Below are 25,614 nucleotides of genomic sequence, written 5' to 3' on the forward strand. Positions count from 1 at the left end.
TGTGCTAGATAGAAGTGACTACCTAACTAATGGATTCGATTATTGCGTTACATAAGCCACAACAAACTCAGTTATAGCTACCATGTCTTTCACTGCAATGTACTCTTCAGTGGTGTGAACTTTCGCCATACCAGTAGAAAGGTTAACTGTTGTTAGGCCTTTCGCGTTGAAGTTGTTTGCATCACTACCGCCGCCAGTGCGTTTAGTGTTCGCTGTTACGTCAAGCTTCTCAAATGCTGATTTGATCGAAAGAATATGCGGGTGATCGTCTGCAATAACGAATGCATCGTAAGCACGAGTTGATTCGATTTCTACTTCAGCGCCGAATTGCTTCGCGCTTTCTTCGAATGTCGAGATCATGTGCTCAACTTGTGCTGTTAGCTTTTCGCCGTTTAGAGAGCGCGCTTCAGCCACGACTTTAAGCTCTGGCATTACGATGTTAGTTGCTTGACCGCCTTCAACAATACCAATGTTTGCTGTTGTTTCTTCATCGATACGAAGCAGGTTCATCTTAGTGATAGCGTCTGCTGCCACTTGAATCGCACTGATGCCTTCTTCTGGTGCTAAACCAGCGTGAGCAGGGCGACCTTTGATCTTCGCAACGATTTTCTGCTGACCAGGCGCTGCGTTTACGATAGTACCAATCGGACCGCCCGTATCTAGAACAATAGCGTGCTCAGATTGGATGTAAGACATATCGAAGTTCAGAGAGCCGAATAGACCGCCTTCTTCGAATACGGTGAATGCGATTTCAATTGTTTTATGTGCTTGGCCTTCAGCTTGGATTACGCGAACCGCTTCCATGATAGCTGCGATGCCAGATTTATCGTCGCCACCTAGAATCGTGTTGCCTTTTGAACGGATGATGCCGTCTTCAATGATTGGCTCAATGCCGATACCTGGCGTTACTGTGTCCATGTGACAGCTGAATACTGTGCTACCTGGAAGTGTGCCATCTAAACGAGCGTAGATGTTGAAACCGTTCGACACTTCTTCAGGAACCGCTAGTTTGTGAACTTCAAAACCTAGTTCACCGAGTTGCTCAGCCAAAGCTTCAGCAATCGCTTTTTCGTTACGAGATTCACTATCAATTTTCACTAGATCGCAGAAATGTTCTACAAGACGTTGTTCATTAATTTGGGTCATTGTTAATTCTCATTATGCTTCCGCTTGTTCAAAAAGAAGCCGCGGAGGTAGGAACAGGAAAATCACTATAACGCCAATGAGGTAGATGATTGTCTGAGTTAAATCAAGAAAGTCGCCTGATTATTCTATTTAATTAGAAAAATCTTATTTATATCGTCGGGCTGGCAACATTTTAATCTGTCTAGGGCTCGGGTATAATACGTTTCTAATATAGATAAACAGCAGTGATATGAGAATTCAATTTGGAACGGCCTTGATACATGAATAAAAACAACGTTTTAGGATCCTTTCTACTCGTTGTAACAATGAGTGCTGTACTCGGGCTTTATTTGTTGTACCCATTGCAGGACGACGACCTGAGTCATACGCAATCAACGAACACTGCTGCTTACACCCCAGAAAACGAACTGGCTAAGTCCGTATATGGACTCCAATTAATCAAACTGCTTGAGCTATCTCGAGGTGACCCACTTCTCGCACAGCAAAAGCTTGCTGAACTTACAGACACTTCACCTAAAAAACCTTCGGCTATTTACCAAGCTTACCGTCTGATGATTCTGTCAAATGTCGCCCATCATCAGCAAGATACAGAAGCCGTCATGAGATACATTCAACAGCTTGAAGAATTGGCTGACCACAAAGCTTTGTTGTGGTTGAAAGCCCAGTCGCTTGTTGAATTATCCATCGAGAATTTGAAAGAAGGTGAACTCGCTGCCTCTGAAGTGCAAATTCGTTCCGCAATCGATATTGCAGAATCCATAAGATACGAAGAACTGTTGGTCAAAGCCTATAATACAGCGGGAGCAATCAATAACGTTCGTAACGACCTCCAAGATGCTCAATACTTTTTCCATCAAGGTATACAACTAGGGCAAAAGTACCCCAAACATATCTATAACAGCAAGCTCATGTCTAACATGGCATTGCTTTACATCTATTTGGAAGATTGGCCGAAAGCACTCAAGATTATTGAGAAAGCCAAAAAACTCTATTATCAAAGCGGATTACTTGAAGATGAGGCCATTGGCATCCTCTACATTAACGAAGCCTTTACCTATTTAAGCAGTGGCGATCTCGTAAAAGGTCGTATTGCTTATAACAAGGCGAAGCAGCTGAATAGTGAGAGAGTAAGTACGCGGTACAAGATTCTATTGCTCAGAACATACAGTGATGTATTGCTTGCGGAAGGGGAATTCCAATCAGCACTCAATGTGACGAATCAATGCATTCATTATTCTGGGGTCGAGAAATACACACTTCAGCATGGGCAGTGTTACCTCAACCGAGCGTTGGCGAAAATCGGACTGAATAAAGATGATGATACCCTGACAGATTTTCAACACGCATTCGACATTTTTGAAGTTGTGGGTAGCCGGAATTGGAAGGTGCTCGGATTAAAAAGGTTGGCTCAATATTACGAATCGAAAGGTAATCTTGATAAGGCATTACACTATTACAAGCTATATTATAAAGCTAATAAAGCGCTGCTTTTTGACAAGCGCCAGAGTGATATCTTTCTTTTAGAACAAGACTTTGCAACAGCGACACTCGCTAAGGAAAACGAATTACTCAACACGGAAAAAGACCTGAATGAGTTGTTACTGCAAAAGCAGCAACTTAGGAATCGAATCGTTGTCGCATTGATCATTATGGTGGGTATTAGCGCACTGTTATTGATGATTCGATTGCGTTCAATCCAAAAAAAGAACAGCGCCTTGTTAACCCAATCAACGACTTGTGAGCTTACCGGCTTGTTCAATAGGCGTTATCTCGAACAATTACTAGCTCAACCTATGCCATTCGGTCACACCCAATTTGGAATGAGTTTGGCGATTCTAGACCTCGATTTCTTTAAGAAAGTGAATGACACCTACGGGCATGATGTTGGTGATCAAGTGCTGGTGGAAGTGGCTAAGCGTTTAGGTCAGGTAGTACTTAAAAATGATGTTGTTGCACGTTGGGGCGGGGAAGAGTTCGTTCTGTTATTTTCAGGCTCTCAAGATCCAGAACAACAACTAGAAACCATCAGGCTAGCCATCGCCCAGCATCCCATTGATACTCATGCTGGAACGTTGAGTCTTACCTGTTCAATTGGTGCCACTATTAACATCGCTCAAGAGCAAGTTAACAATGGTACCTATAAGAAGTCGCTTAAAGCCGCTGACGATGCTCTGTATCAAGCCAAAGAGGCGGGTAGAAACCGTGTGGTTATCGCTGAAAGTTAATCTCTAATCCGGGAAAAAAAGCCATTCTGGTCGTGGTTAGATAAGAATGACTTCTAGGCGGTCATTTGGGTATCTGTGTTAGAAGAGCGTATTAACTTACTTTGCGACGCCTTGCAGCATTTCAACCAGTTCGCCCTCTGTAGAAGGTTCTCTTGCTAGTTCAATAACAGCGGAAGCGCCACCTTTTAACATGTAAGCTCGAGTTCCGCAGTGGTCATAGTGGAACCACTTACCGTCTACACATACATCGGTATAACATCTTGGGTCTTGTTTGAGTTCCATATCAATGTCCCTATTAACATTTGCCTAACGTTTTTCAGACTAGTTGATCACAAGTTAAGGTAAATTGATCTAAATCAATCTAGAGTGTAATTGATGATTTGAATATCAAATAGGAGAGATGTGTCTAGCGTGGGAGCGAGCTCTCGGTGATTGCAGCGCTCAAAGGTCGTGATTCTGGTTGGTAACTCTCGCTCTTTTGCTTGCCAGTTGATGCTTTTCTACATACGCTAGCCACTCTCTTAATCCCTATACAGACTTGATTGTGTTGGAAAATGACTAATATCTTTATCGTTGTAATTGTTCTGGTTGTATTCTTTTACTTTATTCAAAAGTATGTGGTGAAACATGATGACACCAAAGACCATGCTTATCAGAAGAAAGGGGCGTTGATGTCGGCGCAACAGGCGACATTCTATAATGCTCTTAAATCCGCTGTGGGTAACCATGGGGAAGTGTTTGCCAAAGTCAGCATGTCGAACGTACTTGTTCCTGCTAAGACGAACAACAAGAAGAATTGGTTTATCGCCAACAACAAGATCTCTCGTAGTTACTTTGATTTTGTCGTCTGCGACCCACGAACGTTAGAACCCCGTGTGATCATCGAACTCGATAACGGTAAAGAGCTCAATAAAGGGAAGGTCGACCGCGAAAAGCTACTGATTCACGTCTGTAAATCGGCAGGTTTACCTTTGATTGGTGCTTCGATTAAACACAGCTACCAAGTAAGCCGTTTGAAGAGGTTACTGGCAGCGCACATTGATTTAATCGAACCATCCAAAGAAGTTCGATTTTGTAAGAAATGTGGTAGCCCGATGATCATCAAACTGGCAAGCCAAGGCGATTACAAAGGCCGACGATTCTTCACTTGTAGCCGCCAGCCTAACTGTACCTATACCGAAAACTACAACGTTGTATTCGATGTGGATGAGGAATAACGTAAAGCAACACTCAATACTTAGTGTGATGTAACTCAACTTTATTTACGTTTCACGTCTAAAAATTCAACGTATTGGTGCGAATAAGAGCAAACGGTTGATTCAAGTGTAATTTCTACTTGCGCCGCAATAAATCAGTCGTTAATATCTTCCTCGTTCTAAAGGAATGCGTCCGTAGCTCAGTTGGTTAGAGTACCGCCTTGACATGGCGGGGGTCGGTGATTCGAGTTCACTCGGACGCACCATTCCTTGTTTAGTTGTTATTGCATAACTATTGAGTTTGTCACAATGGTAGTAATAAGAAATTAGAATATCGCCCGCTTAGCTCAGTTGGTTAGAGTACCGCCTTGACATGGCGGGGGTCGGTGATTCGAGTTCACTCGGACGCACCATTCCTTGTTTAGTTGTTATTGCATAACTATTGAGTTTGTCACAATGGTAGTAATAAGAAATTAGAATATCGCCCGCTTAGCTCAGTTGGTTAGAGTACTTGCATGACATGCAAGGTGTCACTGGTTCGAGTCCAGTAGCGGGCACCAAATTCGTTCTTTATGAACAAGCAGAAAGCCCACCTAGTGTGGGCTTTTTTGTGCCTGTAATTCCTCTCATAACTCCTATACAATCTGCCAGCTCTTATAAGCCCTGTATGTCTTGCCAGCCGGCGTTGTAGACTTAATGAGACTTCGTGTGTCTCTGCAATTTGGGGGTGAGTGTAGTCACCATCATCAGCCTTTCTTCTACTCATCAACATCGTTTGTATGAGGTTAACCGAAAGCTAAGTCGCCCCAGAGTGGCAAGATGCGGGTATTACCCTAAATAACCCCGTAGTGAGCTTGTAGACGACCGCTCGACAATCACTCTCGTAGATTTACTACCAAGCACTTAAATCTAGATTTCGCGATCAACAAATGACGAGTAAAGCGATAAATACTCTGAAGTTGTTTCTATCAATTAAATCGAAGCAATGAAAGGTTATAGCTGTCGTTAAGTTTTGATTGATGAGCTATAGAATAAAAAAAATATAACGACGTCAATTATATTTATTATCTATGGATTGTTTCGGAACTATATCAAGATGTATGGCTTTACTCGTATTAACTCCGAAGCTGGCTAATGTACCAGAATGTGATTTCCAGATTTTAAGAGAACGTTATTGAGCTAAATCAGCAACAAATGTTTGTTTATATTGAGTACTGGTTTGTAGCTCCTTTTTGATCCACTGATTAAACAAGCTAAAGTCAGAATGTATTTGCCAGAAAAGTGATGCAATAACTCGTTTACCAAAAAAGTCAGGGTGATCGGTAATAACCTTAAGTTTATGTTCTTTGATATTACCTTCAATAAGAAACCCTGGTACAAAAGCGATGCCTTTTTGAGCTTTACATAAATCGATGATGGTTCCTAAATCATCCAGCCGCCATAGGTTATATGCTGCGATGTTAGACAAGTTAAGCAGCTCTTCACACCCGTCCATTAATAGCACTCGCTGTGACGATGCTTGAGACTTTAAGGTGACTAAGTCTTCATGAGCCACCCACCAGCAGTTAACGTGGAATAGCTCCTCGATATTGAAGTCGTAATTGGTCTTGTGGTACGGGTTACCCAACGCTAGGTCTATCTTCCCTTCGTTTATATAGTTACCTAACACAAAGCTGGGTTTCGTCACTACAAGTAAGTCGACATTCGGGAATGCTTCCGAGAATGCTAGTAGTGTCTTCTTTACGTTTTTATTGAACACCAATGGATCGATACCCACGCGGTAAACTATCTGGTCAGATATATTCATCTGCTGGGCAACGGTGATTAATTCCCGATATTTTGATACCACAGGTAAAGATAATTGGAATAGGCGTTCCCCTTTCTCTGTTAACCAGACTTTAGAGTGCTCTCTATTAAATACGTTGAAACCTAAGTCTGACTCAAGATTTTGAACAGCTGTGCTAACTGTTGACTGTGATTTTCCAAGCTTGCGTGCAGCAGAGCTAAATGAACCTTCTTCAACTACTGCTATGAACGAAACAATATTTTCGAAATGTAGTTTCATGATTCGACTAACCTTTGACACAAAGAAATTATATTTATTATTGTTTGTTGATTCGAAGAACAATAGCGTGATGATACTTGTATTTCAACAGGTTTTATAATGAATAATAAAGCCTAATAAATTATCAATTGGGTTATATCTAAAGGTTATATAAGTTGTATATAACAAAAAAGATTGAGCTGCATCTTACTTTTTCAAGTTTATAAATTTAAATTAATATAGATTTCCGACAGTGATTTTAACTGTAACTCATTGTTGATAAAAGATTTGTTACGTTTTCTTTTAATTTTAGTGTTTTTATTTTGATCAATTTTCGCTCTACCTATTGATAAAGTCGATAGGGGGTATTTTCCCCAGAGTGGGTGGGCTAATTATAATGGCGACGAATTTTCAACAGCCCTTATAGGAACAAATAATGATTACTAAGCTATACGTGAAAACAAGCATGTTTTTATCACAATTCAAGAACGATGAGCGCGGCGTAACTGCGATCGAATATGGTCTTATTGCTGTTGCAATGGCTGTGCTAGTAACTACAGCGGTAGGTGCTGATGGCTTCATTGGTAAGCTAGAAGGTGCTTTTGAAGATGTAGCTACGGCTATTGATACTGCTAGCAGCTAACATCAAGCCTTATTGGCTAATGTAGAAGATATCGAGAGATATTCATGCCAGACCTGTGTTTACATTGGTCTGGCTTAGTTAATTTACGATGTAAAATAAGATTTGTTTTAACCAAACTTAGGTGGTATTTCCAATTTTTAGTCATGAATTGTATTTAGTGACTTTGGCAATATTGAGTATATATGTGTCGGCTACTGATTTTCTCTATCGTAAGATACAAAATTACGCCTTGCTCGTACTACTCTTCTTGCAGTGTTTCATATCCCCATTAGATATCCAAATTATGAGTTTTTTACTGATGTTAGGTGGAGGACTTATTCTTTATAAGCTGATTTGGATTGGAGCGGGTGATATTAAATACGTCGTTATTTTGTCTCTTGCCATCCCTGTTGATGACTTATTATTGGCGTATATTCTGACGGCTTTTGCTGGTGGTATTTTAGCGCTTACTTATCTAATAAGTAAAAAATTAATAAGAGGAAATGCCCATAACCAAGAGGGTATTCCATATGGAATAGCAATTAGCATTGGATTTTACTTAGTAATTTTAACTCAATCTACGCCACATATATGAACCTCCAAAAAATGAGCACATTATGAGATCCCGACTGGTATTACTTGTGGCCATTGCTGCCTTAATCGTGGGTGCGCTAGGCGTTATCGACCTGTTCAAGAGTGAGCCCCAACCGAAAGTAGCGGCTGAAACGATCATTGAAAAAAATGAAGAACATGTTGCCGTTTGGATGACCACCAAAGCCTACGAAAAAGGGCGTGCAATCGACGCACAAGGTGTCGTCAAACAACAGCTTCCTTTAAGTGAAGCTTTAACGCTGGGTGTTAGAGAAGACGCTCAAATCAGCTTTGCTCCTTCCACTTTGTTAAATCGCGACCTTAACGCCAGTGAGGTGGTACTGCCTGAATATCAAGTGACACCAGGACAGCCAGGATATGTAGATCTTTTGATAACAGAAGGCATGACGTTATACCCACTTAAAGTCAGTGATAAAAACCTAATCAACGATTACATCCGACCAGGTTCGTACATCGATATTCTCACAGTGAGTTCTCCTAATGCCAACTTGGCTGGAAATATCGATAAACCAAAGCGCTTTCGAGGGGTGAAGGCCTCGATGTTTCTTAAAAATGTCAAAGTCCTCAACATCGGAAATGACGAAACTGGCGACAGTTCAATTACCGCTCGAGCGCCGAGTAAAGAGGACGGTTTGACTACGGTGGTCATCGAAGTTAAGCCTGATGAATTACCAAAACTCGCGCTAGCACAACGCACAATGCACATCGAAATTTATCGAAGCCAAACCTATACGCAACCTGAGGTCGCGGAGGTACGCAACATTATCGATAACTATACCGGTATTGCTGAGCTACGTGGTAATGAGAATAACTCTAGAGAGGCGTTGTAATGATGATCCATCACCGAATCAAACAAGCACTGCGTGTTTCCATCTTAGCAGCGTTGATTGGCTTACTTTCTATAACAAACACTTTTGCTGCCGATCGTTCCATTACGCTCAACGATGGTCAGCACATCAAATTCAAAAGCCCGATTGGTCAAGTGTTCATCAATAACCCTGATATCGTTGACTACAAAGTGATCAACGACAACACCTTGGTAGTCTTCGCCAATAGCATTGGGCAATCACGTTTAATTGTCTATGGAATTGACGATGAGGTGTTGCTGTCCGATCGTATTATTGTCGATTTGGATCTGACGGATATTAGACGCCAACTCAAATTTCATTTCCCTGACGCTAAGGTCAAGGTTCAGTCTGTAGGAGAGCAAGTCGCTGTCAGTGGCCTTGTTGATTCCGAAGCGACTCGTGACGACATCTATCGTTTGGTAGCGACTCTATTGGGACGAGAAAAAACCGAGAAATGGGAAAAAACTCAGAAGCTAGAATTTAAATCTGACAGCTCAAATTACGAAGAACCCGAAAGCATGGTATTTGCCCGCAATATGACGTGGGAAGGGATCATCGAACGTATTGAAGTTGCGACCACTCAACAGGTGAACGTCAAAATCTCAGTTGCTCAGGTAACGGAATCGTTTGGACAAACCGTTGGTGTTGATTGGAGTTCTGTGGGCTCAAGTGTTGGTGAATTTGTTTTCGACCAGTTCGATGCGGCAAACCTGAGCACGTTAATCACAGCGTTAGGCAATGATCAGATTGCAGAGGTATTGGCTGAGCCTAACTTAACCGTGTTATCTGGTGAATCTGCGAGCTTTCTTGTGGGTGGCGAAGTGCCCGTTATCGTTTCTACCAGCAGCAACGTCAACATTTCATTCAAAGAGTTCGGCATCAAACTCGACCTAACGGCGAAAGTGCTTAGTCAAGACAAGATCCGCATGCAATTAGCGCCTGAAGTGAGCGAAGTCGAAGGTTATGTTGAAGCGGCAGGAATCAAAGTCCCACAATTGGCTTCACGACGTGCCATGACAACCGTTGAACTTGCCGATGGCGACAGCTTCGTTCTTGGTGGCTTGATGAGCAGTGCTGATTTGGAAAAAATGCAAAAAATCCCTTTCGTTGGCGATATTCCTGTACTTGGTGCTGCATTCAGAAAAGCAACCACAGAAAGAAAGCGAACTGAGCTGATCATCGTTGCTACCGTGAATCTCGTCGAGCCAATTAAGCCGAAAGACATTCAGCTGCCTTACATCAAAAAGACCTCTACATTGGCGCGTTGGCTTAACGTCGAATGGGATGGCAAGTCGGTGACGTCATCTGATGCAACGATTCGCCTGTTGTCGCAAGGAGGGTTTATCCAATGAAGAAATTATTATTGATGGCGTTATTTACCACGTCACTTTTCGGCTGCGCCTCTGAGCAATACTTTGTCGGACAGGGTTCTGAAGCCTTGGTGTACAAAGAGCACCACAGTTTTGAGTTTGCGATGAAAAACCGCGCTGAAACGACCAAACAGATTACTGCTTTAATTCAAGATATTGAGTCGATGGACAAAGAAGCGACCTATGTCGTGGATTACAAATCTCCCCGCACCAAACAGATGTTGCAGGCGATCTTTAAACAATATCCTTCACACCTTATCGCGCCACAAAGAGTGACGTATCGAAGCGCTCAATTGTTGCCTACTGATCTCAATATTCAGGTGACGTTAACGCGTTTGAAGACTCAAGAATGCAAACCAGCGCAGATTCACGTTCGGTTGAGGCAGCAAGATTGCTTTGCTGAATCGATGCGTTTGAAGCAAGTGGCTTACAAGTCTCGTTTGGTAGGAGAGCAATAATGTTTGACCTAACGAAAGCATTAACAACCAAGGCCAAGCCAGTTCAGACCGGAGCGACAGGTGTTGCCGGATGTACATTGTTCTATCAATCTCAAGAGTGTTTAGACCTTGTTCAAGAAGTCTTTCGATTTGAAGGATGGAATGATCCTGCTTGTGTCAAAGCCAAAGCCGGTTTAACCAAACTGACAGAGCAACAAAGCAGCCACATTGTGATTCTAGAGCTAAACGAATCAACCAATGTTGTTGAAGATGCTAAATCCTTTGCTAGCAAACTGCCTACACACAAAGGGGTCGTGGTGATTGGCAAAGAGGACGCCATTTCTACGCTGCGTTCGCTCAAAGACATGGGTTTTTACTACGTTTTCTGGCCGGTGAACAAGCAGGAGTTTGCGGACTTCTTAACTCACGTGAGCAAGAACCTTAAGACTTTCTCTGGTGTGAGCCAAAAACGTAAAGCTAAGCGAGTAGCGATTGTCGGCGCTAAAGGTGGCGTAGGTGCGTCGTTTATCACTACTGAGTTGGGTTCACTGTTGTCGACTCAAGGCTCGGACACGATTCTTGTCGACCATCAATATGCCGATACCAATATTGACGTTTTGCTTGGGCTAAAAGACTTTAAGCCGAGAACCATTGATGAGTTTACTGCGCCATTGCATGAAATGGATGAAGAAGGAGCGCTGAGTTACTTAATTAACGCTCGCAAGAATTTACGTCTGTTGGCGATTGATGGCGACATGAGTCAAACCGATGTTCTTAATTACAACCAAACTTTGTGTGAGTTGTTAGCGCGTAACGCTAACTTCATTATTGAAGACTTTTCAGGTGGTGTGGACTTCAAAGTTGAACCTCAGCTCTTGGTAGAAAACTTTGATGTGGTGGTACTGGTTTTAGATGCGTCGGTGTCTTCGGTAAGAAGTGCGAAGCGATTGTTTGAGAAAGTGTCCAACTTACAGCTTTCGTTATCTTCACGCACGCGCGTGATAACAGTGGTGAACTACCATCGGCCGGAAAACGCTTACGTTTTACAAAACCCCGATCTGACTAAGTATTTAGGCGCAGAGGTTGATCTCGAAGTCGACTACTGTAAAGCGTTAGCGCACATCATTATTGATGGTAAACGCGGGCACAAGCATGACCGCCATATCAGTCGTTCTATGGAGCAATTGGTGAAGCTGATTAATGGTCAACCTATGGATCAGAAGGGCATGAATTCTTGGTTGAAAAAGGTGCGTGCTAAATGAGTTCTAACAAAGACTTATACCTCGCATTTCGTGGTCAGATATTTGAAGCCCTAGATGCAGAAGCGGTTCAGAAAATGAGCCGTCGAGACCTTGAATCCCAAATACAAGCGGCGGTTGACCTGTTAGCTAATAGCTACCAAAGACCGATCACGTCGATGATGAAGTCAGGCTTGGTGAAAAGCTTAATCGATGAACTGTTTGGTTTGGGGCCTTTGCAGCCTTTGGTCGAAGATCAATCCATTTCCGACATCATGGTGAATGGGCCAAACAACATCTTTTTCGAACGACACGGCAAGGTCAAAAAATCCGAAGTTTCGTTTGTGAATGAAGAGCAGTTGTTAGCCATAGCAAAGCGTATTGCTTCACGTGTTGGAAGACGAGTGGATGAGCTTTCTCCAACAGTCGATGCCAGGCTTGAAGATGGTAGTCGTGTGAATATTGTGATTCCGCCTATTTCATTGGATGGCACATCTATCTCTATTCGTAAGTTCAGAGAGCAGAAGATTGGCTTTGAAGATTTGATTGGTTTCGGGTCGATGTCTCCAGACATGGCGCGAGTGCTGATGATTGCTTCGCGCTGTCGAATTAATGTATTGATCTCTGGCGGTACCGGTTCAGGTAAAACCACGTTGCTCAACGCGCTGTCTCAATACATTGCTGAAGATGAACGCATCGTCACCATTGAAGATGCGGCTGAATTGCGCCTGCAACAACCTAACTTGGTTCGACTGGAAACACGTACCTCAAGCGTTGAACAAACCGGAGCAGTAACGCAGCGAGAGTTGGTTATCAATGCGCTTCGTATGCGTCCAGACCGCATCATTCTTGGTGAGTGCAGGGGCTCTGAAGCGTTTGAAATGCTGCAAGCCATGAATACGGGTCACGATGGTTCGATGTCTACATTGCACGCCAACACGCCGCGCGATGCGATTGCTCGCGTTGAGTCTATGGTGATGATGGCGAACTTAAATCAGCCTCTGGATGCGATTCGAAGAACGATCGTCAGTGCCGTTCAGATGATTGTTCAGGTTAACAGGCTACGCGATGGGTCTCGTAAGATCACGAGCATCTCTGAAATCGTGGGCCTTGAAGGTGAGAGCGTGGTGATGGAAGAGATTTATCGCTTTCGTTATGACGATGCGCATTACGGAGAAACTGTTAAAGGCGAATTCGTCACCGACGGCATTATGCAACGATCTGAGCTTGTGAAAAAAGCGCAATTTTTCGGGCTCTATGATGAGCTGATCGCCGCGTTTAAGGGGGCATAGTATGCTTTGGATTTCATTAATCCTATTTGCGTTTGTGCTGCTTTTGATCCGAGATTCAAAGGTCAAAAAGGTCTACCAATTTTTCAATATCGAAGAAGCGGAAGCTGAAAACTTTAATGCGATTAACGTGAAGTCATTGGTGCGCAAGCAAGGCTGGCAAAAATTCAAAGATTCCATCTCACCAACATTAATGGTGTTGGGCCCGAGATCGTCGTTGTACATCGCCTTATATATAACGGGCAGTCTTATCGCGTCTTGGTACATCGTTACTGATCTACTATCAATCACCAATTCTTGGCTGGTACTGGGTTCATCTTTGATGTTTACCTTTTTCGGCTATCGTTTTCTGGTCACAAGAAGGCGTCGAGACTTTGAGAATACGTTCCCTGATGCGTTGAATATCCTAATGAGTGCCGTCACTGCGGGTGACAGTTTAATGCAAGCCATTAGTTATGTGGGTGATGTGATGCACAACCCCATTGGGCGCGAGTTCAAGCTAATGGGAGAGCGACTGAAGCTAGGTGAGTCTCCAGAAGTGGTGCTTCAACGCTCATGCAAAAACTACCCGTACCCAGAGTTTCTGTTCTTTACCGTGACGATCAGGGCAAACATCGCTCGCGGGGGGCAACTAAAGGGCGTGTTAGCTCGTCTGATTAGGGTTTTGGTTGACTCTCGAACACTTGAGAAAAAGAAGATGGCGATGACGTCGGAAGCCCGAATTTCAGCCAAAATCGTTGCAGCCATTCCTTTGATTTTTATGATTATTCTCAACTACGTTAATCCCGCTAATGTGGATTTTGTTCTCTATGACCCAGAGGGAAGAATCATATTGTTTTACGTGTTGGGTAGTGAGCTTTTTGGTTTGTTCATTGTTTGGTTATTAGTAAGAGGAGTACGCGCATGATGTTACTGGCTTCCCTTATTGTGTTGTTCTTTTCGTTACTCTTTCTAATTGTCGATTCGATTCGTAAAGAGCAACGACATAAGAAAGTTGCGCTCTATATTGGAGACGATGCTGTTCGTGCACCTTCGCGTGTAAACCGATTTTTTGTTCGTTTTGGTAAAGAGCATCGACACGAGCTCGAGCAAAAGATGATTGAGGCGGGCTATTACAACACCGAATGGGCGAAATTTTATTTCCCTACCAAGTTATTGGTATTGGCGTTGATTTCAGGGTTGGTGCTGTTGGGGGATATGACATCAACTAACAAGTTGCTCGTGGTTATTTTCTCGCTGATTGCCGTCATCGTCGTGCCAGATACCTTGCTTCAAATGCGACGCAAGATGTTGATCAGTAGAACCTCAGCTCAACTGCCGTATTTACTCGACATGATGTCGGTATGTGTACAAACCGGTATGACGATTGAAGCGGCGCTGGTTTATTTGGGTAAAGAGTTAGCGGAATTTGATTCCGATCTTTGTTATCAGATTAAACGCACATCCGATTCGGCGAAAATACACGGGCTGGAAAAGGCGCTCAATGATCTGAGTGAACGCATCCCAACGCCACCAGTACGAAGCTTTGTGTTGACGATTATCCAAAACCTGCAATACGGAACATCTGTGGCGAGTGTGTTAAGTGATCTCGCTGAAGACATGCGAAAAGTCCAGATTCTTACGGTCGAGGAAAAGGTGGGTAAGCTCTCTGCCAAGATGAGTGTGCCTTTGATCCTCTTCATCATGTTCCCGATCGTTATCCTGATTCTCGCGCCGAGCATCATGCAAATGACATTGAGCATCTAGGGAGAATTACTAATGATTGGAAAACGTATCGGTTTCATTTTGCTCACGTTGAGTGTGTTGGCGGGGTGTCAATCGGCACCGTCACAACAAGACTTGCAGCTCGCTGACGTCACTAGCATGGAAAAAGTGAAGAACTATGATGGCTTGATTAGTTATTACAAATCCCAGCTAGAGCAAGGCTTCGAAGATCCAGAGGTGAAAGAGAAACTGGCTTGGGCATATTTCCACAAAGGAGATATCGAATCGGCTGACTTCTATGTTCAACACTTGCAAAAAGAGGGGGTTAAAAATCCCAACTTGTATCAGTTAGAAGGGCAAGTGTTTGATGCAAAAAATGACATTGAAAGTGCGATTGCTGCGTATGTAACTTCTATCGAGGCAGGAAATAGAACAGGGCAAATTCACGTCTTGCTTGGTGTGTCTTACACCAAAGTTGGGAAATACGATGAAGCACAACAAGAGCTCAACCAAGCACGTTTACGCGGTTATGACGATGTCGTCGTTAAGAACAACATCGCAATGATTCAAATGGCTAATGGCGAGTACCAACAAGCGATTCAAACATTGGCTCCGGTTTTAAAAGAAGACCCAGCGAATAAAACCGTTAAAGCTAATCTGGCTATTGCTCTGATGAAAACTCAGCAAATTGACTCGGCCAAAAAGTTGCTCAAAGGTGACTTCTCAGCAGAAGAGATTCAGAACATCGCTGCTGAATTGACTCAATTGGGAGTTAATGATGAAGCGTCTTAACAAGCAGAAGGGCGTGACGGCGATTGAGTTTGTATTAGGTGCGCTTGTTCTGTTTTTTGCCACCTTTGCGATCTTCGAATCGAGTTACCAAATCTACGTTGTGAACATGACCGAGTATTCGCTGAGAGAAACTATCAGGAATACCAAAATCTATGAAGGTAAAGGGATCAACGAACAGTACGAGAATAAGTTTAGGTCGTTAATTGAAGACGATGACAACCTGTGGAGTTTCTTAATTGATAGCTCTCGTTTTTCTATCGCGGGTCAGTACTTCAAAACCTATGACGACTTTATCGCGAACAGGGGACACTCAGATCAAGGCTTGAACTTCAACTATGACTTGGCAGAAATTACAGTGACTTACCGCTACACACCCGTAATTAAACTGACCGGTGCCGTTGACAGAGATATCTCACGCACCATGGTTTTGAACTTAGAGCACGAGGGGTGGAAAGATGATGCGCCGTAAGCAATGCGTGCTTTCCAAAAGATGCCAGCAAGGCTCGTACACCATTGAGTTAGTTTTCATTCTTGTGGCCTTATGGGGCGTTTATCTGTTTGGGGCTGACTTGAGCTATCAATTGCTCGCACGTGCCAAGCTTGATCGATCCAGCTTTGCCTTAGTCAATGTTATCAAAGAGCGTACTCGTTATTTTGAAGCCGATGTGTTGGCAGGAACGAATCTATCTGTGACCAACGCAGAGTTAGAAGACATGACGAAAGTAGCAAGCCGAATGCTCAATACACCAGTAGACAATGTGGCCATCAAGATTGAAGCGTTGACCAATAAAACGAATGTCGCTGAATTCTCAACCAGCAAGTATCGAAGCTTAAATTGCCAAACCGATTCGATTCTCGATCATGCGGATCTAGCGCCTGTAGAAAAGGGGGTTGTGTATCCATTGTACCGAATCAGTCTTTGTGAAGAGGAAAGCTCTTGGTTCAAACCCTTCTTCAACGGTGGTAGCAGTACCACGGTTAAGATTGGCTCTTCTTCAATAATGCCAGGGAGATAATGAAATGAAAATGCAGCATGGGCGTCAAATCAATCGCCAGCATATCAGTCTCCAAAGACAACAAGGGGTTGCCGCGGTGTGGATGGGCTTATTGCTTGTTCCAATCATGGGCATGACCTTTTGGGCGGTTGAAGGCACACGTTATGTTCAAGAGACCAGTCGATTACGAGATTCCGCAGAGGCTGCAGCCATAGCGGTGACGATTGAAGATCAACCGGATCAGGCCCGTGGATTGGCGACCAAGTATGTCGAAAACTATGTTCGAGACATCAAATCAACCAACCTTTCTGCAGACCGTTTCCACCAAGCGGAAGACGAGGGTGCTGGGGTTCTTGAATACATCCAATACACCGTGAATGCCAAGACGACACACGACTCTTGGTTTGCGAGTAGCTTTATCCCGTCTTTTGATGAGCAGCAAGACCTGGCGGGCCGTTCGTTAGCGAGAAAGTACCCGGTGTATCTTGGTGATAACAACATCGACATTGTTTTTGTGTCGGACTTTTCCGGTTCAATGAACGACAGATGGGGTTCAAATCGAAACAGAAAAATCGACGATTTGAAAACCGCCATCGATGAAATATCAAACAAGATCCTTTGTACGTCGATTAACCAAGACTATGTCGATGGAGAGTGGAAATACGTTTGTGATGAGCCCGGAGAAGATACCACCGGAGACAAGCTGCTTAACCGAGTTGGCTTTGTGCCATTTAACGTTCGAACGAGGGAAATCGTCTCGGGTAATAGAGCCAACGCGACAAGCCAATTGAGCTACAAAGATAACTATAAAACCAACGTATCGCCTTATTCTTACAACGATGTTAACTGGGATTACTGGCGTACCTATTCGCAAGATTATGTGCTTGATTGTGCGTACTGGAAATCATATTGCCCAAACCCAAAATCGGACAATCAAAAGTACGCCAAACGTATCAAGGATGTGATTAATCAAGATAATTACTTGGTTGCAGATGTCTACAACTACGTTGATTTCCCGAGTTCAGTCTCGACGATGTTTACTGATAAGTCGGGGTTACAGCCTGATTTCTATGGTGTGAGTGGAACTCGTCTATTTAACGCGCATGGTTCTTCCGATTCATCGCAGTTTTCCAACATTCGCCTATCGAACAAGCTTTCAGACTTGAATCCGATTAATTCGATGTGGGCAGATGGTGGTACGGCTGCTTTTCAAGGCATTTTGAGAGGTTCTCAAGTTCTCCATGACGGTGACCCGAACAGTTCCGATCAAGACGAACAGCAGGCTTATAACAAAAAAATCAAGATGCTGCTCATTTTAAGTGATGGGCAGGAAAGTCCTGATAACGGCATCCTCAGAGGGTTAGTCGACAGAGGTATGTGTGACAAAGCAAGAGAAGAGATACCGGGCTTATACATAGGTGTTATTGGTATCGATTTTCGAGCGTCCCAACAGAGTGGATTTCAAGACTGTGTTGTCGATCCAAATGAAGACATTATCGATGTATCTAACCTAGATGAATTGATTGAAAAGATAGAAGAACTCATCCGTAAAGGCTCAAAAACAAGCGGAATCACTAAGTTGTACTAGAGGAAAATATGAAAAAGTTAATGATCAGTTCAATCGTCCTATCGACATTGCAACTTAGTTTTATCGCTAATGCGGAAGAAGGTATCAACGTTTATTGCGACACGGCATTCAGTGAATATCAGCATAGTGTAAGAGTTGATGATGTCGTCGGCATTGCACAACACAGACAGGGCTTTTTACAAATAGAGCAGCAGTCTGATAGCAACGAGTTGAAGCAAACTTTGGCCAGTCAATCTAATCTGGGGATGAATCAATCGGGATGTAAGACTTGGATCAGTAATCAGGAGCGTCAAGGGTTGTTGGCCCGTCTTCATTTTGGTTTTGATCAACACAACTTAACGCCGATGGGCAGCAAAGCATTGAGTCAATTAGCTGGTGAGTTAAAGACTAACGGCAGTTCGATTACGGTGGATGGCCACACCGACAGCACAGGCGAAGAAGGTTATAACCAAGCTCTAGGCCTACAAAGAGCGCTGACTACGTCGGATGGCTTAATTGCCGATGGTGTCGAGAAAAACCGTCTTGTTATTCGTTCATTTGGTGAAAGTGAACCTATCGCCTCTAACTCAACCGCAGAGGGTAGAGCCAAGAATCGACGCTCAGAAATTTGGGCCTCTGTGAACGATGCCGCTGACTTAGAAAATTAGGATGTAGGGCTTGGTTGTTGCTTAGTGCTTGGTTGCTGCTTAGTACTAGGTAATAACCGGCCTAGATTGTCGCTCTTGGGATTTTTGTTACAACGTATACTAATGAATATTCGATTAAGTTTAACCGTCTGATACTAAAGAAATATTAATGCTTTTTGATAAGTTCTCTTCTGAAGGGATGCAAAGAAATATCGATGTCGATACTTGGGTATCTATATTGGATAACATACGAGACATAATGGACGCATCGAATGCGGGCATCATCATGATCTCTGATTTGAGTTGCTCTGGTTCTGAGAGTGTGTGGAGCTCCTCAAACATATCGTGTAACCAACATAAGAGCAGAATTAGCTGTTTTTGTGAGTATGTGCATAACGAAAATCGCACGGTCTATTTGAGTGGTTATGCTGGTGGCGAATCCGCCTCTGCAACAGGAATAGATGCCTATAAGTCTTTTTGCGGCGTTCCTGTTAGGGATATAGATGAAGAAGTGTTTGCGGTGCTCTTAGTGTTTGATTTAAGCCCAACAACATATACCGAAAGCCAAGTTAACTTGATTGAGAACATATCGACTCTATTGCGTTCTGAAATCCTATTAAAAGAAGAGAGCAGGATTTTATACAAAAACAGTCACTTTGATATCATGACGACGTTGCTTAATCGAAGGGGCTTTTTCCATGAATTCAACAAAGCAAACATCAGCGATGGAGAGGTTGTTTGTTTGTATTTCGACTTGGATAATTTGAAGTACATCAATGATACGTATGGTCACTTCAAAGGTGATGATTACATATCTGGATTTGCGTCATGCATTAAAAACAATTCAAAGTACAACACTATATCGGCGAGAGTCGGCGGTGATGAATTCATCGTCGTCATACACTCAGAAGAGCCGGGTTTTGCTCGTGAGTTGGTCAAAAAAATTCACACTGAATTCCATGATTTCATTGAAGGCTTTCGTTGTGATGATGAGGTTTCACTTGGCTTTTCATATGGTTGTGGTATTGCTGATTCTCGAAGCTTCAATATCATTAATCTAATAAAGTCGTCCGATGAAAACATGTACCTTAATAAGAAAAACAAGATTTAGATGTTTGTGCAGACGTTAAAAAGCCCACTAAATGTGGGCTTTGATGTAGATGTAGATCGTAGCTTTCTAACCTAAGCTCGAATGATCATTTGCTCGCGTTCAGGACCTACCGATACCATCACGATTGGCACGCCCATCAACTCTTCGATGCGAGTTACGTAATCTTGTGCGGCTTGAGGAAGGCTCTCAAACGTGCGGCAACCCGTGATGTCTTCGTCCCAGCCTGCCATATCTTCATAAACAGGCTTTAGCTCAGCCGTTTGTGGCCAAATTGGGTTCTCAGTATGTTCACCTGAGTATGCGGTACAGATCTTAAGTTCAGATAGACCAGATAAGCAGTCGATCTTAGTCAGTGCGATTTCCGTTGCGGCTTGAAGGTCAACACCGTTGCGAGTTGCTACCGCGTCGAAGTAACCCATATCACGTGGGCGACCCGTCGTTGCACCATATTCGTTAGAGCTTTCGCGGAAGCTGTCTTGCTCTTCCATTGCGGTTACAAGCGTACCAGTACCAACAGACGAGCTGAAAGATTTAGCAACAGCAATAACACGCTCAGGGCGAAGGGCAGGTAAACCACTACCAATACCTGCATAAGCTGCGGTTACGTTCGAAGACGTCGTCCAAGGGTATTCACCGTAGACAAGGTCGCGACCTGCGCCTAACTGAGCTTCAAACAGTAGGTTCGCGTCTTGCGATTGCAGTGCTTTTAGCGGCTCAGTTACGTTGCAGATGAACGGGCGCCAAGCTTTAGTCACTTCAAGTAGCCATTCTGTCATTTCAGAAGCGCTCTGAGAGAAGTCACATTGAGGGTATAGCGCTTTAAGCTGAGGCATCTTCCAATCAAGCATGAATTGAATGCGCTGCTCTAAAATCTCAGGCTGATTCAGCCAACCCACAAGAATGCCTTTCTTCATCACACGGTCGCCGTATGCAGGTGCAATACCTTGACGTGTTGAACCGTAAGCGCCATCGCCTAAACGTTCTTCTTCAAGTGTATCTTCAAGAGCGTGCAAAGGCAGACACAGTGTCGCACGATCTGAAATCGCCATTTTCACTTTGATACCAGCCGCTTGTACTTCTGCAATTTCTTCAGTTAGCGCAGCAGGGCTGATCACCATGCCAGGACCAAGAACCGCTGTACAATCAGGATTAAAAATACCACTAGGAAGTTGGTGCAGTTTGAATGTACCGAAGTCATTTACCACAGTATGACCTGCATTGTTTCCACCTTGAAAACGAATGCTAGCAGAAGCTTGGTCTGCTAAAAAATCGACGATGCGGCCTTTGCCTTCATCACCCCAGTTTGCGCCTACAACAACGATAGATGGCATAATTTTTCTCCTAACTGATTGAGAAATCATGTTAGGCCTACAAAGTGGATAAGAGAAATTAATTATCTTTATTATCTTGATAAGGATTCCATATATCCTTAAAGTCTTAATCTACCAATGATCGTCATTCCAGAACCGAGGTATCTGGAATCTCAAACCACAAGCGAGATTCCTTACCATGTTCAATGGTATGGACTCCCCACCTCAACTGACAGCGTCAGCTAAAGTTACAGGTGCGAACCAAAACAGGAGCCCATACCATGAATAAATTTAACACAATCTCGATTGATTTAGCCAAATCCGTCTTTCAAGTCGCGGTATTTAACCGCCATGGCAAGCGTAAGTTGAACCAAGCTATGTCTAAAAAGAAAATGCTAACGGTCATCAGCCAACACCCTGGCGCGACCATTTGCATAGAGGCCTGTGCAGCATCTCATTATTGGGGACGAACGTTTCAAAGCCGTGGTCATACCGTCAAAATGATACCTCCCCAAAAAGTGAAGCCGTATCGCAGTGGTAATAAGAACGATGCTAATGATGCTATCGCGATTTACGAAGCTTCCTTACGCTCCGATATTCATGCTGTACCTGTAAAAACACCGGAGCAGCAAGATATCGCAATGCTGCTGAGTTTAAGACAAAGCTATATAAAACAACGCACGGCAGTAAGTCTACGTATCCGTGGCTATGCAGCGGAATGTGGCATTACCTTCCCACAAGGAGCCAATAAACTGCGAGAACTGCTCCCTTTCGTTATCGAAGATATGGAGAATGAATTAACACCGACAACTCGATTCGTTCTCCGAGAATTACATGCTCAGCTACTAAATCTTGATGAGCCTATCGAGAGAGTTGAATCGCAACTTATAGACTTTGCAAAGCAAATACCCGCTTGCCAGTTATTAATCACTTTACGAGGTGTACGTTGGGTGATTGCAAGTGCCATTTTTTCCCGTCTAGGTGACGCTTCGGCCTATAGAAATGGTCGAGGAGCTAGTGCGAGCTTAGGTTTAGTTCCGGCTCATACTGGCAGTGGTGGTAAGAACAAAAACCACGGAATAAGTAAATCAGGTGATAAAACCTTACGCTCTCTTGTCGTTCATGGAGCAAGAGCGGTGGTAGCGAATATCCGAGATAAAGAAGATCGCTTAAGTTGCTGGATACGAAACTTATTAGAAAGAAAGTCGTTTAACCAAGTGGTTGTCGCCCTTGCGAACAAAACGATCAGAATGGCTTGTGCCATGCTGAAAAGCAATCAATCTTATAATGAGACGTTAATCGCTTAACAGTTGATTTTATAAGGTTAAGGGAGACATCAATCCCCCCATGTAAGCAAGTAAATTATGGTAAAGAGTAAGCATAGCAAGCAAAAGAAACTCTGAGAGGGACGAAGGTGATAATACACCACACGCTCGATAAGAACTTTTGCTGAGTGGATTAAGCCATAGAGGTTCGGGGTAGCTCCCCATAAAGAAACCGAATATACGTGCACTTGCGTACCTTTACTCGTTTCCTTGCAATACTAGGGGAGTCCATATACGTTCCTCACTGTAGGGAATGACGGATGGAGCATTCTTTACTTTTAGGGAATGATATAAGTGACACGAGAGAGAGGACATGATGCTCGATATTAATTTGTTGAAGACGTTTGTGACGCTTGCGGAGTACAAGCATTTTGGGAAAGCGGCCAATGCACTTCATATGACGCAACCCAACGTAAGTTTGCACCTAAAACAACTAGAACAACAAACACGTATAAAGTTGATTGAGAGAAGCCCATTTCAATTGACTCAAGCGGGTGAGCGACTATTGGAAACAAGTCAAAGAACGTTACTTGAACTGCAAATTTGTCAGGCCGATCTCAATGCCATTAACGACCTTAAAATCGGGACGTTAACTATTGCCGTGAGTGACATCATTTCTCGATTTTTGTTGATTCGCCCGTTCCAGAAGTTTAAAGCGCAGTATCCCGGTATTGATCTTACGCTATTGAATACCACGTCATCTCAAGCATCGAGTTTAGTTAAAAATGCTCAGGCGGATATTGGCTTTGTTATCGCCAAAGAACAGCACAACGAGTCATTATATTTCACTAAGCTTCAAGAGCTTTCTTGGTGTGCACTTGGCGATGGGTTTGATATCCAAGATTCTGATACAGAGCTCACTTTGATTCTACTAGGCCATGATACGAGAACACGTGACTTCATCGATGAAGGTTTACCAAGTTTAAACCTACCCAATCACAGAGTCATGGAAGTAGGGAGCGTAGACGCTCAAATCGATTGGGCAGAAGCCGGTTTTGGTGTGGCGATTGTCCCTGAATTTGCAATATCAACCAAGCAACATCTGAAATCAAAAGTCACACCATTGGCGAACTTTTCTAGTACGAGCCTTGGCTATATTGTGAGGCAGAATCAAGTCTTGTCGAAAGCGACCAAGCAGTTGTTAGGATGGGTGAATGATGAGATTAACCTGTTGCAAAACCAATAATTCCATCGCTAAGTCAGATCGATCTAAGCCCACCTCGTGTGGGCTTTTTTGTGTCGGTAAATCACCGTTCTTGCTCAAAGCAATAGGCTACAGAAATAACTTAAATCTCTCATCATCCATTCCTTCTGTAAATCAGAGCCTTAAAATTCATCGTTGACAAAGTTTGATTATCAAACTAAATTCCAATCAATTGCTTTGATTGTCAAACTACTTGTCAATCAAAGTTCTCTTATTGAGAAAGATCGTCTAACTACTAACACAATCTAAGGACGCCATTTTGAGTTTTCCAACACGCCATCAACACAACTTCTCTTCACACAATCAACAAGGTGAAAAACGTACTTTCTACGTTCTCTTGTTAACTGTCATCACAATGGTTGTCGAGATTATTGCAGGTACTATTTATGGTTCTATGGCACTACTTGCTGATGGCTGGCACATGGGAACGCATGCAGCAGCGTTTGGTATTACATTGTTCGCATATCGTTACGCCAAGAAGCATGCTGACAGTGAACGTTTCTCTTTCGGTACCGGCAAAGTGAGTGTGTTAGGCGGGTACACCAGCGCGATAGCGTTGGGTATTGTGGCGTTGTTGATGCTGGTGGAGTCAGTACATCGCTTGTTCAACCCGCAAGCGATTCAGTTTAACGAAGCGATTATTGTTGCGTGTATTGGTTTGACAGTGAATGTAGTGAGTATGTTTTTGCTAGGGGATCATCATCATGATCACGGACACTCTCATTCTGAACATAAGGGACACAGTCACGATAACCAACATGATGGGCATCATCACGATCACAACTTGCGTGCGGCCTACATGCACGTCTTGGCCGATACATTGACATCTCTGCTGGCGATCGTCGCACTGTTGTTTGGTAAGTTTTACGGTTGGGACTGGTTAGATGCAGCTATGGGTATGGTTGGCGCTGTGGTTATTGCGAAATGGACCATGAACCTAATGAAGCAGACAAGTCCAATCTTGCTCGATCAGAATATTGACGATGAGTACCGCAACGGCATAACTGAAGCTTTAGCTCCTTATGCGGCCGTAACCGACTTACACATGTGGAAGGTGAGCGGGCATCACTACTCAGCGGCGATTACTCTTGAATCAAACAGTGATAAAAGCGTCTCTGAATATAAACAAATGCTCGCCAAGTTTGATAAGATTAACCATCTTACTCTTGAAGTGCACTCAAACGGCCATGCGAAATATAGAACAGCTTAATCAAATACTGACTGAGTTCTACGATAAAATGTCTTCGTGGGAGCAATCTGTTGTCAAAGAAACGGGTTACTCCCTAGCGCAAGTACATACCATCGAAGTGCTTGGTATGTATGGTGCGTTAAGAATGAAAGAGCTGGCAGAAAAGCTTGGCATTACTACTGGCACACTTACTGTTCAAATTGAGAAGTTGGTTAAGGCAGAATTGATTGAACGCCATGAACACCCAACGGATCGTCGTGCGATTGTGGTGGTCTTGACTGATGAAGGTCAGAAGATCCATGTTCACCATAACCAACTTCACTTGAATTTGGTTAATGAGCTGACGCAAGACATCGAAGAAGACGAGAAAGCGGTGTTATTGAAGTGCCTAACCAAGATGGTGAAAGCGTTTTAGTCAGCGTTAAGTTCGCAGCATAACTTATTAGCCGCAAAGCGATTGATTAAGAAATCCAAAAATGGACCAGACTCGAATTGAGTAGGTCCATTTATTTCGCCGTTTACGCTCAACGTTACAATCACCAATCGATGGGTTCCCCGTTTAAAAAAACAAGTCAAAACCTCTAATATTACTCTTCGCTCGAGCTCCTCTGGTGAGCCAAAAAATTGTCACCTCTAACTGTAAGGTTGATAATGGCACAAAGCGTTTTAATTCAGTGTCTTACATGGAAGGGTGTTCAGGATTTCACACTCCGTCAAATAGCTGTCTCTCACTTTTATCATTC

25 protein-coding genes and 2 tRNA genes are annotated in these 25,614 nt (G+C 43.4%); 23 read left to right on the plus strand and 4 right to left on the minus strand.

The features are described 5' to 3' along the window. Positions 1 to 39: 39 nt before the first annotated feature. Complete coding sequence (locus tag BCU34_RS05500) at positions 40 to 1,146, minus strand: M20/M25/M40 family metallo-hydrolase (RefSeq protein ID WP_102479098.1); 1,107 nt, start codon at positions 1,144 to 1,146, stop codon at positions 40 to 42. 260 nt (positions 1,147 to 1,406) lie between these two features. Between BCU34_RS05500 and BCU34_RS05505 the strand changes: the two genes are divergently transcribed. Then, the gene (locus tag BCU34_RS05505) at positions 1,407 to 3,371 is read left to right on the plus strand and encodes a GGDEF domain-containing protein (RefSeq protein WP_102479097.1); all 1,965 of its coding nucleotides are present in this window, start codon (positions 1,407 to 1,409) and stop codon (positions 3,369 to 3,371) included. Positions 3,372 to 3,467: 96 nt separating this feature from the next. Here BCU34_RS05505 and BCU34_RS05510 read toward each other — a convergent pair whose 3' ends face one another. Next, on the minus strand, positions 3,468 to 3,653 hold the full coding sequence (locus BCU34_RS05510) for a hypothetical protein (RefSeq protein WP_048658547.1): 186 nt from the start codon (positions 3,651 to 3,653) through the stop codon (positions 3,468 to 3,470). A 272-nt stretch (positions 3,654 to 3,925) separates the two neighbouring features. Between BCU34_RS05510 and BCU34_RS05515 the strand changes: the two genes are divergently transcribed. The 3 genes from BCU34_RS05515 to BCU34_RS05525 all read left to right on the plus strand — a co-directional run bounded on the left by BCU34_RS05515 (position 3,926) and on the right by BCU34_RS05525 (position 5,127). After that, complete coding sequence (locus BCU34_RS05515) at positions 3,926 to 4,588, plus strand: DUF2726 domain-containing protein (RefSeq protein ID WP_048658548.1); 663 nt, start codon at positions 3,926 to 3,928, stop codon at positions 4,586 to 4,588. Positions 4,589 to 4,756: 168 nt separating this feature from the next. After that, a tRNA-Val gene (locus BCU34_RS05520) sits at positions 4,757 to 4,833 on the plus strand. Between the two features lie 217 nt (positions 4,834 to 5,050). After that, positions 5,051 to 5,127: transfer RNA gene (locus BCU34_RS05525), tRNA-Val, on the plus strand. 611 nt (positions 5,128 to 5,738) lie between these two features. Here the strand turns inward: BCU34_RS05525 and BCU34_RS05530 are convergent. Further along, entirely contained in the window at positions 5,739 to 6,632 is an 894-nt protein-coding gene (locus BCU34_RS05530) for a LysR family transcriptional regulator (protein ID WP_048658585.1), read from the minus strand. 415 nt (positions 6,633 to 7,047) lie between these two features. Here BCU34_RS05530 and BCU34_RS05535 point away from each other — a divergent pair, with 415 nt between their 5' ends. From BCU34_RS05535 to BCU34_RS05605, 15 genes are all read left to right on the plus strand, one after another. After that, positions 7,048 to 7,254, plus strand: coding sequence for a Flp family type IVb pilin (locus BCU34_RS05535; protein ID WP_017080668.1), 207 nt, complete (start codon positions 7,048 to 7,050; stop codon positions 7,252 to 7,254). A gap of 148 nt (positions 7,255 to 7,402) precedes the next feature. Then, positions 7,403 to 7,828 (plus strand): prepilin peptidase, encoded by a 426-nt coding sequence (locus BCU34_RS05540; RefSeq protein ID WP_102433452.1) that lies wholly within the window; start codon positions 7,403 to 7,405, stop codon positions 7,826 to 7,828. A gap of 22 nt (positions 7,829 to 7,850) precedes the next feature. Then, a complete protein-coding gene (cpaB, locus tag BCU34_RS05545) occupies positions 7,851 to 8,675 on the plus strand; it encodes a Flp pilus assembly protein CpaB (protein WP_048658586.1) in 825 nt (274 codons plus the stop codon). Continuing rightward, on the plus strand, positions 8,675 to 10,045 hold the full coding sequence (locus tag BCU34_RS05550; RefSeq protein ID WP_102479283.1) for a type II and III secretion system protein family protein: 1,371 nt from the start codon (positions 8,675 to 8,677) through the stop codon (positions 10,043 to 10,045). Before cpaB ends, BCU34_RS05550 begins: the two co-directional genes overlap by 1 nt. Then, positions 10,042 to 10,521, plus strand: coding sequence for a hypothetical protein (locus tag BCU34_RS05555; RefSeq protein ID WP_048664893.1), 480 nt, complete (start codon positions 10,042 to 10,044; stop codon positions 10,519 to 10,521). The genes BCU34_RS05550 and BCU34_RS05555 overlap by 4 nt, the downstream gene beginning before the upstream one ends. After that, positions 10,521 to 11,762 (plus strand): AAA family ATPase, encoded by a 1,242-nt coding sequence (locus tag BCU34_RS05560; protein WP_102479282.1) that lies wholly within the window; start codon positions 10,521 to 10,523, stop codon positions 11,760 to 11,762. The genes BCU34_RS05555 and BCU34_RS05560 overlap by 1 nt, the downstream gene beginning before the upstream one ends. Then, complete coding sequence (locus BCU34_RS05565) at positions 11,759 to 13,030, plus strand: CpaF family protein (RefSeq protein WP_048664894.1); 1,272 nt, start codon at positions 11,759 to 11,761, stop codon at positions 13,028 to 13,030. Before BCU34_RS05560 ends, BCU34_RS05565 begins: the two co-directional genes overlap by 4 nt. Before the next feature lies 1 nt (position 13,031). Then, positions 13,032 to 13,934 (plus strand): type II secretion system F family protein, encoded by a 903-nt coding sequence (locus tag BCU34_RS05570; protein ID WP_048658591.1) that lies wholly within the window; start codon positions 13,032 to 13,034, stop codon positions 13,932 to 13,934. Further along, on the plus strand, positions 13,931 to 14,773 hold the full coding sequence (locus BCU34_RS05575; protein ID WP_102479281.1) for a type II secretion system F family protein: 843 nt from the start codon (positions 13,931 to 13,933) through the stop codon (positions 14,771 to 14,773). The genes BCU34_RS05570 and BCU34_RS05575 overlap by 4 nt, the downstream gene beginning before the upstream one ends. Positions 14,774 to 14,785: 12 nt before the next feature. Further along, a complete protein-coding gene (locus BCU34_RS05580) occupies positions 14,786 to 15,523 on the plus strand; it encodes a tetratricopeptide repeat protein (protein WP_057622514.1) in 738 nt (245 codons plus the stop codon). Further along, positions 15,510 to 15,992, plus strand: a complete 483-nt coding sequence (locus BCU34_RS05585; RefSeq protein ID WP_048664896.1) for a TadE family protein — start codon at positions 15,510 to 15,512, stop codon at positions 15,990 to 15,992. Before BCU34_RS05580 ends, BCU34_RS05585 begins: the two co-directional genes overlap by 14 nt. Then, positions 15,982 to 16,539 carry a tight adherence pilus pseudopilin TadF gene (tadF, locus tag BCU34_RS05590; RefSeq protein WP_102479280.1) on the plus strand — a complete coding sequence of 186 codons (558 nt, stop codon included), beginning with the start codon at positions 15,982 to 15,984 and terminating at the stop codon, positions 16,537 to 16,539. The genes BCU34_RS05585 and tadF overlap by 11 nt, the downstream gene beginning before the upstream one ends. Before the next feature lie 10 nt (positions 16,540 to 16,549). Further along, complete coding sequence (locus tag BCU34_RS05595; protein WP_102433453.1) at positions 16,550 to 18,106, plus strand: TadE/TadG family type IV pilus assembly protein; 1,557 nt, start codon at positions 16,550 to 16,552, stop codon at positions 18,104 to 18,106. Positions 18,107 to 18,114: 8 nt separating this feature from the next. After that, complete coding sequence (locus BCU34_RS05600) at positions 18,115 to 18,753, plus strand: OmpA family protein (RefSeq protein WP_108020484.1); 639 nt, start codon at positions 18,115 to 18,117, stop codon at positions 18,751 to 18,753. Positions 18,754 to 18,901: 148 nt separating this feature from the next. Continuing rightward, a complete protein-coding gene (locus BCU34_RS05605) occupies positions 18,902 to 19,843 on the plus strand; it encodes a GGDEF domain-containing protein (RefSeq protein ID WP_102479762.1) in 942 nt (313 codons plus the stop codon). Between the two features lie 71 nt (positions 19,844 to 19,914). Here BCU34_RS05605 and BCU34_RS05610 read toward each other — a convergent pair whose 3' ends face one another. Continuing rightward, positions 19,915 to 21,174, minus strand: a complete 1,260-nt coding sequence (locus BCU34_RS05610; protein ID WP_102433443.1) for an adenylosuccinate synthase — start codon at positions 21,172 to 21,174, stop codon at positions 19,915 to 19,917. A 260-nt stretch (positions 21,175 to 21,434) separates the two neighbouring features. Here BCU34_RS05610 and BCU34_RS05615 point away from each other — a divergent pair, with 260 nt between their 5' ends. The 4 genes from BCU34_RS05615 (at position 21,435) to BCU34_RS05630 (ending at position 25,286) form a co-directional block, all read left to right on the plus strand. Then, positions 21,435 to 22,460, plus strand: coding sequence for an IS110 family transposase (locus tag BCU34_RS05615; RefSeq protein WP_102479589.1), 1,026 nt, complete (start codon positions 21,435 to 21,437; stop codon positions 22,458 to 22,460). 331 nt (positions 22,461 to 22,791) lie between these two features. Then, entirely contained in the window at positions 22,792 to 23,664 is an 873-nt protein-coding gene (locus tag BCU34_RS05620) for a LysR family transcriptional regulator (protein WP_108145219.1), read from the plus strand. A 277-nt stretch (positions 23,665 to 23,941) separates the two neighbouring features. Beyond that, on the plus strand, positions 23,942 to 24,892 hold the full coding sequence (dmeF, locus tag BCU34_RS05625) for a CDF family Co(II)/Ni(II) efflux transporter DmeF (RefSeq protein WP_102478847.1): 951 nt from the start codon (positions 23,942 to 23,944) through the stop codon (positions 24,890 to 24,892). Then, on the plus strand, positions 24,870 to 25,286 hold the full coding sequence (locus BCU34_RS05630; protein WP_102478848.1) for a MarR family winged helix-turn-helix transcriptional regulator: 417 nt from the start codon (positions 24,870 to 24,872) through the stop codon (positions 25,284 to 25,286). The genes dmeF and BCU34_RS05630 overlap by 23 nt, the downstream gene beginning before the upstream one ends. Positions 25,287 to 25,614 lie beyond the last annotated feature (328 nt).

Origin of the sequence: Vibrio sp. 10N.286.45.E10 (assembly GCF_002874195.2) — a bacterium.
Classification (GTDB): Bacteria; Pseudomonadota; Gammaproteobacteria; order Enterobacterales; family Vibrionaceae; genus Vibrio; species Vibrio crassostreae.